7 protein-coding genes and 1 pseudogene are annotated in these 9,813 nt (G+C 65.9%); 2 read left to right on the top strand and 6 right to left on the bottom strand.

What is annotated here, in order from left to right:
• Nucleotides 1-174: 174 nt before the first annotated feature.
• The gene (locus tag MHN80_RS13295; protein ID WP_239402173.1) at nt 175-2,754 is read right to left on the bottom strand and encodes an alpha/beta fold hydrolase; all 2,580 of its coding nucleotides are present in this window, start codon (nt 2,752-2,754) and stop codon (nt 175-177) included.
• A 297-nt stretch (nt 2,755-3,051) separates the two neighbouring features.
• On the opposite strand from MHN80_RS13295, the gene MHN80_RS13290 reads away from it, so the two are divergent.
• Entirely contained in the window at nt 3,052-3,732 is a 681-nt protein-coding gene (locus MHN80_RS13290) for a nitroreductase (RefSeq protein ID WP_101820717.1), read from the top strand.
• A 30-nt stretch (nt 3,733-3,762) separates the two neighbouring features.
• Here the strand turns inward: MHN80_RS13290 and MHN80_RS13285 are convergent, their stop codons facing one another.
• The 3 genes and pseudogenes from MHN80_RS13285 to MHN80_RS13275 all read right to left on the bottom strand — a co-directional run bounded on the left by MHN80_RS13285 (nt 3,763) and on the right by MHN80_RS13275 (nt 6,368).
• A complete protein-coding gene (locus MHN80_RS13285) occupies nt 3,763-4,218 on the bottom strand; it encodes a PPOX class F420-dependent oxidoreductase (RefSeq protein ID WP_101820718.1) in 456 nt (151 codons plus the stop codon).
• 79 nt (nt 4,219-4,297) lie between these two features.
• Nucleotides 4,298-5,154, bottom strand: a pseudogene (locus MHN80_RS13280) (aldo/keto reductase).
• A 53-nt stretch (nt 5,155-5,207) separates the two neighbouring features.
• Nucleotides 5,208-6,368, bottom strand: a complete 1,161-nt coding sequence (locus MHN80_RS13275; RefSeq protein WP_239402171.1) for a thiolase family protein — start codon at nt 6,366-6,368, stop codon at nt 5,208-5,210.
• Between the two features lie 180 nt (nt 6,369-6,548).
• Here MHN80_RS13275 and MHN80_RS13270 point away from each other — a divergent pair, with 180 nt between their 5' ends.
• On the top strand, nt 6,549-7,331 hold the full coding sequence (locus tag MHN80_RS13270) for a FadR/GntR family transcriptional regulator (protein WP_239402200.1): 783 nt from the start codon (nt 6,549-6,551) through the stop codon (nt 7,329-7,331).
• An 18-nt stretch (nt 7,332-7,349) separates the two neighbouring features.
• On the opposite strand, the gene MHN80_RS13265 is transcribed toward MHN80_RS13270, so the two are convergent.
• Both MHN80_RS13265 and MHN80_RS13260 read right to left on the bottom strand, forming a co-directional pair.
• Nucleotides 7,350-8,498 (bottom strand): acyl-CoA dehydrogenase family protein, encoded by a 1,149-nt coding sequence (locus MHN80_RS13265; protein ID WP_239402170.1) that lies wholly within the window; start codon nt 8,496-8,498, stop codon nt 7,350-7,352.
• Nucleotides 8,499-8,511: 13 nt separating this feature from the next.
• On the bottom strand, nt 8,512-9,813 hold the full coding sequence (locus MHN80_RS13260) for an acyl-CoA dehydrogenase family protein (protein WP_239402168.1): 1,302 nt from the start codon (nt 9,811-9,813) through the stop codon (nt 8,512-8,514).

Here is a 9,813-nt window from a genome sequence, read left to right as displayed (position 1 = left end):
CACCAAGGAACCCCAGTGAAAAGGCTGACACAGGTCAGCGAATACCCCGCGCCCACAACACAATCAGACGCTCACGCACCGCAAACCCACCCGCCTGAAACCTCATCCACGGATTCAGGCTCAGGGAACGGGGGCGCCGATTACGCTCCTCGCCACTCGGGGAGCGGAGGCTCCTCAAGGGTTGCGGACTTTCAACACCTCGTCGATCGCCCGGGCGGTGTCGGCGGCGTGGGGTGCGCGGATCATCGAGATGTGATCACCGGAGACGTCGTAAAAGCTCACCTCGCCCGACGACATCCGCCGCCACAGGTCCGGGTCATCGGGATTGGTGCGCGCCCGGATGACGCCGACGGGGCCGGCGTGGTCGCGCGGCCGGTAGCGGCGGATCATCCTCGTGCCCAAGCGGAAGAACACGACCCACTGCACGGGGGTCGGGAGCTGCACCATGCCGGCGGTGGGCACGAGGACCGCGAGCACGATCTCCTTCACCACCCGTTGGGGGAGCGGCTCCTTCGCCGGGGTGGGATCGTCCCCGGTGCGGTCGGGGAGGGCGGTGTCCTGGGTGTCGCGGCGTCGGGCACGCAACCGGTCGAGGACTCCTCCCTTCTCGCCGCGGACCCGGCGGGCCAGTACCGGGTCGAACAACGAGTCGAGGACGACGACCGGATCGCACGTCTCGCCCGCGTCGGTCAACCGCGCAGCGACTTCCATTGCGACGAAACCGCCGAGCGAATAGCCGCCGACCTGATACGGCCCGTGGGGCTGAACCGACCGGATGTCGTCGATCGCCCGTCGTGCGGCGGCGCGAACGGAATGATCGGCGCGGCCGCGCTTTTCGACGCCCCGCGACTGGATCGCGTAGACCGGGCGGTCGGTCTGTAGTGCGCGGACGACCGGGGTCAGACTCGTTGCGAGGCTGCCGGCGCCGGCGACCAGGAAGATCGGTCGGCCGGTACCCTTTCGCAGCGGGATGAGGGTGGCACCCGAGGCATTCGTGGAACGTTCCCTGGCGGCGGACTCGATGCGCTGCGCGAACAGCGCGATGGTCGGCGCCTCGGCGAGCATTGCGGTGTTCACGTCGAGTTGGAGATGATGCTGAACCTCGGCCAGCATCTTCGCCGCGGCCAGCGAGTCGCCTCCGAGCTCGACGAAATCCTCGTTGCGGCCGATGGATTCGAGACCGAGGATCTGGCACCAGAATCGGTGCAGCGCCATCTCGGTCATCCCGCGGGGCGGCTCGTGATCGGGGCGGGCGGGCGGCGGTGGCAGTGCTGCCCGGTCCACCTTGCCGCGCTCGTTGCGGGGTAGTTCGGCGAGGACGACGATGTCACGCGGGATCATCCACGGTGTCAACGTCTTCCCGAGCTCCTGCCGGATCTCAGCCGGCGAGGGCGACCACTTCTCGGGATCCACGGCGACGTGGGCGGTGAGCCGGGCTTCGTCGCGGTCGGCGGTGACGACCGCGTCGGTGGTCCAGGCCAGGGCGCGGAGCGCGGCTTCCACCTCCAGTGGTTCGACGAGGTAGCCGCGGATCTTGATCGCGTCGTCGCTGCGTCCGAGGAGCGCGAGTTCGCCGGACTCGTCGAGTCGTCCCAGATCCCCGGTGCGATAGCGGGCTCGGCCGTCGGGCAGCTGGATGAAACGCTCGGCGGTCAGCTCCGGATTCCGGTGGTAACCGGACGCGATGTGAGCGGACTCGACAAGGACCTCACCGGTGGCGCCGACGGGCAGGTCGTTGCCGTCGGCGTCGACGATGCGGACGGACTTGTCCGATGCCGGTACACCCACCGGAATGGCGCCCGCTTGGATGTCCCGGTCGGGTGGGAACAGATTGAAGGCCAGGTTGCCGACCTCCGATGCGCCTGCCCAGCAACAGAAGACCCCGCCGGCGAGGATCGTGTCGCGGGCCAGCTGCACATCGGCACGATGCGTCGGTTCGCCACACGTGGACAGCAGGCGTAGCGAGTCGACGGCGTCGTCGGCCGACAGTTCACCCAGCCACGACCGCAGCAGCGACGGGGTGCAGTGTGCGGTCGTCGCCTCCTGCGCGACCAGCCAGTCCCGCAACCCGGTGGTGGTGCGGCGGCGGACGTCCCACAACAGCATGGTCGACCCGTTGAGCAGGCTCATCGCGAGGGCGTCCAGGCCGCCGCCGAAACTGAGCGGCAGCAGGACCACGGCACGATCCGCCGGCCGCATGCCGAGGAAACGGCGGCCGTCCCGGGCATGGTTGACCGGCATCTTCTGCGACAGCACAACGCCTTTGGGGGTTCCGGTCGATCCCGAGGTGAACAGCAGGACCGCCGGATCGCTCGGTCCTGGCTCGACGACGTCAGTTCGCGAGGGCCCGGCCTCGGCGTCGGTGTCCAGCAGTTGCGCACCGGAGCGTTCCAGCACGACGTCGCGTCGGTCCGGTGGCAGGAACGGGTCGATGAGGACGAGGGGCCGCCCGGAGCACAGCACGGAGAGCATCGCGATGACCGAGTCGATGTCGGATTCGATCTCCACTGCGACGGGTCGGCCCGAGTCGGTCGTCGCGGTGATCGTGCGCGTGAGGTCGTCGACTCGTCTGGCGGCATCCGCGAAGGTGATGGACTGCTCGGGCGTCCGGATCGCGATCGCGTCGCCACGGGCCGCGGCCACCGCTCGCCAGCGGGCGGCAGCGGTGTGCGCGGTGCCGGTGCCCGGGAGGTCGGTGACGACCGCACCGTCGGGGTGAGTCGGACGTGTCTCGAGAGGGTTCTGGCTGGTCATGTCCTCAAACTTCCGCGGAGGCGGGAACGTCGACGGTCATGGACGGGCCACGGGAACTCGAGCCCGGGCAACGGTGCCACGCCGTGCGGGACTCGGCCCCTCCTCCGGCCCCGCCAGCTTGCTAGGTAAACCTACCTTTAGTTGCGCGATGCAGCACGACCGGGAGCCCGCGTGCAGCGTCGTCCGTACGCCCGAGATCGCCGAATGTAACCTGTTCACTGGTCGCCGGACACTGTGTTCAGCGCTGGTCCGTCGACGATGATCGGGTCGTTCGACTTGTGCGAGGAGAGATCGACGATGCAGTACGACGAAGTGGTTCTGGGGCGTCGCAGCATTCGCGGGTTCACGCCGGACCCGGTCCCCCGGGAACTGATCGAGGAGATCCTCGCTCTCGCGATGCGGGCACCGTCGTCGATGAACACACAGCCGTGGAACTTCCATGTGATCACCGGTGAGCCGCTGGATCGCATCCGTGCCGGGAACACCGAGCGCAATCTCGCCGGAGTGCCCCATTCGCGAGAGTTCCGGACCGGTGCGGAGAAGTTCACCGGCCCGCACCGCGACCGTCAGGTCCAGGTCGCCAAGCAGCTGTTCGGTGCGATGGGCATCGCCCGCGAGGACACGGAGATGCGGCTGGACTGGGTGCTCCGGGGTTTCCGCCAGTTCGATGCCCCGGTGTGCGTGATCGTGACCTACGACCGCATCCTCGACGGCAGCGACGACACGCCATTCGACTGCGGGGCGGTCTCGACCGCACTGGTCAACGCCGCCTGGTCCCGCGGTCTGGGCGCGGTGATCAACAGTCAAGGCATCATGCAGTCACCCGTGGTCAGAGAACACGCCGGGATTCCGGACGACCAGGTGATCATGAAGAGCATCGCGCTGGGCTGGCCCGATGACACGTTCCCGGCCAACTCGGTGATCTCCGAGCGCAAATCGGTCGAGGAGGCCACCACCTTCGTGGGCTTCGAGCAGTAGCGGCGTCGCACCCTGGTCCGGTGGCGGCGGTCAGCGCGGTAGGCGGGTCATTCCGTAGAGTCGCTCGGGCCGCACGCGCAGCAGTCGCCGCTGTTCGCGCACCATCGCGGCCCGATACTCGTCCCAATCCGGATGATCCTCACCGCGAAACGCCCGATACCAGGCGACCAGGTGGTCGACGGTCGCGTCGTCCGGAGCCGCCGCCACCGGACTCAACGTGCCCGTGCCCTCGACCACGGCGTAACCCGAGAAGAATCCGTCGCCGAGGACATGGAGACTGACCCGGGGATCACGCTCGACGTTGCGCGACTTCGCGCGCGGCGCCGTGACCGAGATCAGCGCAGACTCGGTCTCCGGCTCCCAGACATGAACGACGTTGGACGATTGTGGTCGTCCGTCACGCCGGAGCGTGATGAGGATCGACTGCTGGTGATCGGCGACGATCTTCAGCAGTTCAGGGTCGAGGGCATCTCGGGGAACGTTCATGTGCATCTCCAACGCCGGACGGGCCACGATCCTTACCCGTTGGCGAGGTGACGGCGTGGGCGTCGGGCCCGGGCTGCGATCACCTACGGAGTTGCGTTGCGCAGAGTTCTATGGCGCCGTAACTGGTGTCGTCGGGGTTCACGGTCACACCGGGGGCGACGAGTTCGTGGATCCGGTCGAGAGCCGCTGTCGACAGTGTCCGGTCCATCGCGGGCAGACAGGACTGCAACTGCTGCATCGTGCGCGGTCCGACGATCGCGGAGGTGACGGCGGGGTGGTTGACGACGAACCCGATGGCCAGCTCGATGAGGCTGCGGCCTTCTTGCTCGGCGAGTTCCGCGAGTTGTTCGACTATTTCGAGTTTGCGTTGATTCTCTGGTCTGGTCATGTCGAACCGGATGTTCGGGCGGGCGCCGGACGTGGGCGTGGATGTCGAATCTCTGCGCCATCGCCCGGATAGCCACCCTCCGGCCAGGGGACTGTAGGTCAGCGTTCCCATTCCATGGCGTCGTGCGGCAGGCAAGACGTCTTCTTCGATGCCTCGCACGAGAATCGAGTACGGCGGTTGTTCGGTGACGAAGCGGGTGAGGTTGTTGGCCTCGGCCGCCCATTGTGCTTCGACGATCTGAGATCCGGAGTATGACGAGCTACCGATGTACCGAATCTTGCCGGCGCGCACGAGATCAGTGAGGGCGCCGAGGGTCTCCTCGATGTCGGTGTCGGGACTGGGGCGATGGCTTGGCCGACGATCTCCTCGGAAACACCGCCCGAGTAGATGTCCGCCGTGTCGACGACGTTGATTCCGGCATCGAGTGCTGCGTGGATGATGCGAATACAGTCGGCGCGGTCGTCGTTGCCCCATGGCCCGAACATCATGGCCCCCAGGCAGAGCGGACTGACCTGGACGCCAGTGCGCCCGAGCGGACGGAGTCGCAAGAGGGGCCTCCTTCGGTCGACGTGTTCCGGTGATGGGCTCGGCGCCGAGATTCTCAGCGCTCGGCTGTCAACAACATCGACGCGTGGTGTGGCACCCCGAGCGCCGTCACCATCCCGACTTCGGCACCCGGCACCTGGCCGTCGCCGCGTTCACCACGCAACTGCCGTACGGCTTCGACGACGTGATTGGCGCCCAGCATGAAACTGTGGGCGAGCAGCCCGCCATGAGTGTTCGTGGGCAGTCGGTCTCCGAGTCCGATTCCCTTCTCGATCGCGAAGCTCGCGCCCTCACCCTTCGGCGCGAAGCCCAGATCCTCGAACTGCAGAATCGTGTTGATGGAGAAGCAGTCGTATGCTTCGAGAAAGTCGACGTCGCTCGGCCTCAACCCCGCATCTCGGAAGGCTCGCGGCCCCGAGACGGACGCCGGGGTGACCAGGTAATCGTTGTTCTGGGTGAACCACTCGACACCCGAGACCTCAGAGCGGCCGAGGCCGACGCCGGCCACTCGGACAACGGGTTTGGCGAGATCACGAGCGCGGTCGAGTGCTGTCATGACGAAGGCGGTGGCGCCGTCGTTCACGAGACAGCAGTCCGCCGAGCGAAGTGGTTCGGCGACCATGGGAGTGTCCAGATAGCTCTCGATGGTCATCGGACGCGGTCGCATCGCGCCGGGCGTCGTGAGCGCGTGCCGATGGGCTTCCATCGATACCGAGGCCAACGCCTCCGTGGGCAATCCGAATTCATGCGCGTAGCGCTGAGTCATCGCCGCGAAGTAGACGGGTTGCCCGTACCACCCGTAGGGCATCTCGAGTGTCGCCTTGACGTCGTCGTCGGCGTGCACCGAACGGGGTCCGTCGTGCTGGGCGCTGAGACGGTGGCCGAACCAGCACACGACCACCGATGCCTGCCCGCTGGCCAGAGCCATTTCGGCCAGTCGTGGTGCGCTGACCAAGCCGGCTCCGTAACCCGCGCCGTACGCGACGAACCCGAGGTCATGGGTGATCCCTGCCGCGCGGCCGACATCCTCGGCCGATGCGTGATGCGGCATCTGTGCCGACTCGCTCACCATGCCGTCGACATCGGCAACGGTCAGTCCGGCGTCGCGCAGGGCAGCGTGGACAGCGTGGGCGATCATGGTTGCCAGTGGCCGATCGTCGCGTCGGACGTAGTCGGTCTCACCCACGCCCACAATCGCGATGTCGTGGTCAGTCATCGTTTCCACCAAAGATCGGTTTTTTCATTGTCAGTTGACCGGTGGCGGTGTCGCCGGGTCGTATGCAGGCAGTCGATCCGGAAAAGGATCACGAGCGTTCGGAGTCGTGGCGCCCGCGAACCGGCAGTCGGCACGGTAGCATGCACGAAAGTAATTCATATGATGTAGGGATGGTTGGGGATGGACGGAACTGGCGCTGTGACACCCGGATCGGCAGGCGATGAGACCCAGCCGTCCCCGCTGGGGTCGGCGAAGCTCGATGTACGTCCGATTCGATCGTCGTATCTGCAGGTCGCCGAGCAACTGCGCGACCTGATTCGTGGCGGTGACCTGACCCCCGGTCAGAGGCTCCCCGCCGAGCCCGATATGGCAAGCCTCTTCGGCGTCAGCAAGGGAACCATCCGCGAGGCCTTGCGAATCCTGAGTTCGGAGGGAATGGTCACCACGCGACGCGGTGTGCGGGGAGGCACGTTCGTCGTCGAACCCGACGCCAGCAAAGTCGAAGGCACTCTGAGCAATGCCTTCAACATTCTTGCGGTCACCAACAAGGTCACCTCGAATGACTTCCTCGACGCCTGGAAAGCGATCGATGTTCCCGCATCCGGCCTCGCTGCCAGGCGACGTGGGGGTGAGTACGCGGACGCGCTGATCGATGCCTGCCGGAGGCCGGAACTTGACGGCTCCCGGGAACAGTCTCTCGAGTTCTCCGCGGACTTTCACAATCTGCTCCTGAAGGCATCTGGCAACCAATTGCTCGAGTTGATGGGCCGACCGGTCTCAGCGGTGGCCCGAGCGAGGTTCTCGGGCACTTCGCCGACCGAGGATTTCTGGCACATGAATTGCACGGAGCACAGTCGGATAGCGGAAGCGATTATCGCCGGCGACGTGGCGGCCGCGGAGGCCGCCACCGCCGACCACATCGAGTCATTGCGTCCGTACTACCGGGCCCAGCGCGAAGGTTGAGGTCGTCGGACGAGGGTGTCACTGCAGGTCGAGCGACCGGCTGATCAGATCGCGCATTATCTCGCTGGTGCCTGCCCAGATTCGGGTGACCCGAGCATCCTTCCAGTCGCGGGCCACCTGGGATTCGTTCATGAAGCCATAGCCGCCGAACATCTGTAGGCACGTGTCGGTGACTCGCCCCTGGACCTCGGACGACCACAGCTTGGCCTTCGACGCGTCGACCGCCGTGATGTCGCCGTCAGAACTGGCAGCGACACATGCGTCCACATAGGCGCGGGTCACATCGATACTCGTCTGTAGGTCCGCGAGGATGAACCGGTTGTACTGGAACGATCCGATGGACTGTCCGAAGGCCCTGCGCTCCCGTGCATAGGCCAGGGTGGCGTCGAGTACCAATCCGGCGTGAGTGATGTTGCAGACGGCCGACGCCAGACGTTCTTGCGCGAGGTGTTGCATCATCATGCCGAAGCCGCCGTCGAGTTCGCCGATGATGTTCGCCGAGGGGACACGAACCTTGTCGAAGAACAGTTCCGCGGTGTCGCCCTCGGTCTGCCCGACCTTGTCGAGCTTGCGGCCGCGCGTGAAACCAGCGGAGTCGGTGGGGACACCGAATAGCGTGATTCCCTTGGAACGGGTATCGGGAGTGGTGCGCGCGGCGACCACGAGGAAGTCGGCGCTGTATCCGTTGGTGATGAAGATCTTGGAGCCGCTGATGAGCCAGTCGTCTCCATCGCGTTCGGCCTTGGTGCGCAGGGCCGCGAGATCGGAACCCCCGCCCGGCTCGGACATGGCGACGCCGGTGATCATCTCGCCGGAACAGAACCCCGGCAGCCAGCGCTGCCGCTGTTCCTCGGTCGTACGCTCGACGAGGTACGGCGCGACCACGTGGGTGTGGACTCCGAGCGCGCACGAGTAGGCGAGTCCCGCCCGGGTGAGTTCTTCGTCCATCACGGCGTTGAAACGGTAGTCGTCCGCGCCGGCGCCACCGTACTGTTCGGGCACGCAGAGTCCGAGCAACCCGAGGTCACCGGCACTGCGCCAGACGCTGCGACCGATCATCCCCTCGCGCTCGTACTCGCTCTTGTTGGGGATGATTTCTCGTTCGACGAAGTCACGCACCGTCTTTCGGAAATCTTCGTGGTCCTGATCGTAAAGAGTTCGACGCACGGTCGGTCTCCTCTCAAAGATTGCTGGTGTGGAGTTCGAGCGTTTCGGCGAAGCGGTCCTGCGCATGTGCCCGCATCGACGGAACATGTTGTGAAGGAACCTCGGCGGGCTCGTAGTCCCGCAGGATTCGACGTGCCACGGTGGCCCGATGTACCTCGTCGGGACCGTCGTAGATCCGCGCCGCGCGCGCAGCCCGGTACATGTACTCCAGCGGGAGGTCTGTGGTCAGGCCCAGCGCTCCGTGGATCTGCACTGCGCGATCGATGACGTTGTACAGAACCTGGGCGCCATAGAACTTGATCAGCGAGATGTCCGTGAGCGCCGCCTTCACCCCATAGGTGTCCATCTTCCAGGCGGCGTGCAGGGTCAGGAGGCGGGCAGCTTCCATCTCGGCCTTCGAGTCGGCGATCCAATTCTGGACGGTCTGCTTGTCCGCCAGGAGGGACCCGTGGGCATAGCGCGACAGCGAACGTTCACAGAGCATGTCGAAGGCTCGCTGGGACTGACCGAGCCAGCGCATACAGTGGTGGATGCGTCCCGGCCCGAGCCGTTGCTGGGCAAGGAGAAAGCCCCTGCCGCGTTCGCCGACCAGGTTCGCTGCCGGAACACGGACGTCCTCGTAGAGAATCTCGGAGTGGGCGCCGAAGCGGCCGAAATGTGGTTCGGGATCCTCCATCGTCGAAACATCCCGCAGCACACGAACACCAGGGGTGCCCGCCGGTACGACGATCATCGAACTGCGTTGATGTGGGGCGGCGTCGGGGTCGGTTACCACCATGACGATGAGGATGTCGGCGACCGACCCGTGCGAGGTGAACCACTTGTGACCGTTGATGATCCACTCGTCGCCGTCCAAGACGGCCGTGGTCGACAGCAGTGTGGGGTCCGAACCCGCGCCCGGTTCGGTCATCGAGAAGGCGCTGCGGATGTCGCCGTCGAGAAGTGGCTGGAGCCAGCGCTCGCGTTGCCATTCGCTCTGCGGGTTCTGCTCGATGCCGAGTGCCAGCAGTTCGGCATTTCCGGAATCCGGTGCGTTGTTGCCGAACACGAGTGGTGCCAACCGGGACTGGCCGACGATCTCGTGAAGTAGGCCGAGCTTGACCTGCCCGAACCCCCCGCCTCCCAGGGCGGGGGGGAGGTGGGCAGCCCACAGGCCGGCTTCCTTGACACGTGCCTGTAGCGGACGCACCAACTCGTTCATCAGCTCCTCGGTGAGATCGAGGGTGTCGAGCGGGAAGAGCTCGTCGCGGACGAAGGCCTGTGCCCAGTCCAGCTTCTTCTGGTACTCGGGGTCGGTGGAGAAGTCCCACGCCAT

The sequence above is a fragment of the Gordonia sp. McavH-238-E genome (assembly GCF_022348225.1).
Lineage (GTDB): Bacteria > Actinomycetota > Actinomycetes > Mycobacteriales > Mycobacteriaceae > Gordonia > Gordonia terrae.
This window is presented reverse-complemented; position numbering and strand designations above follow the sequence as displayed.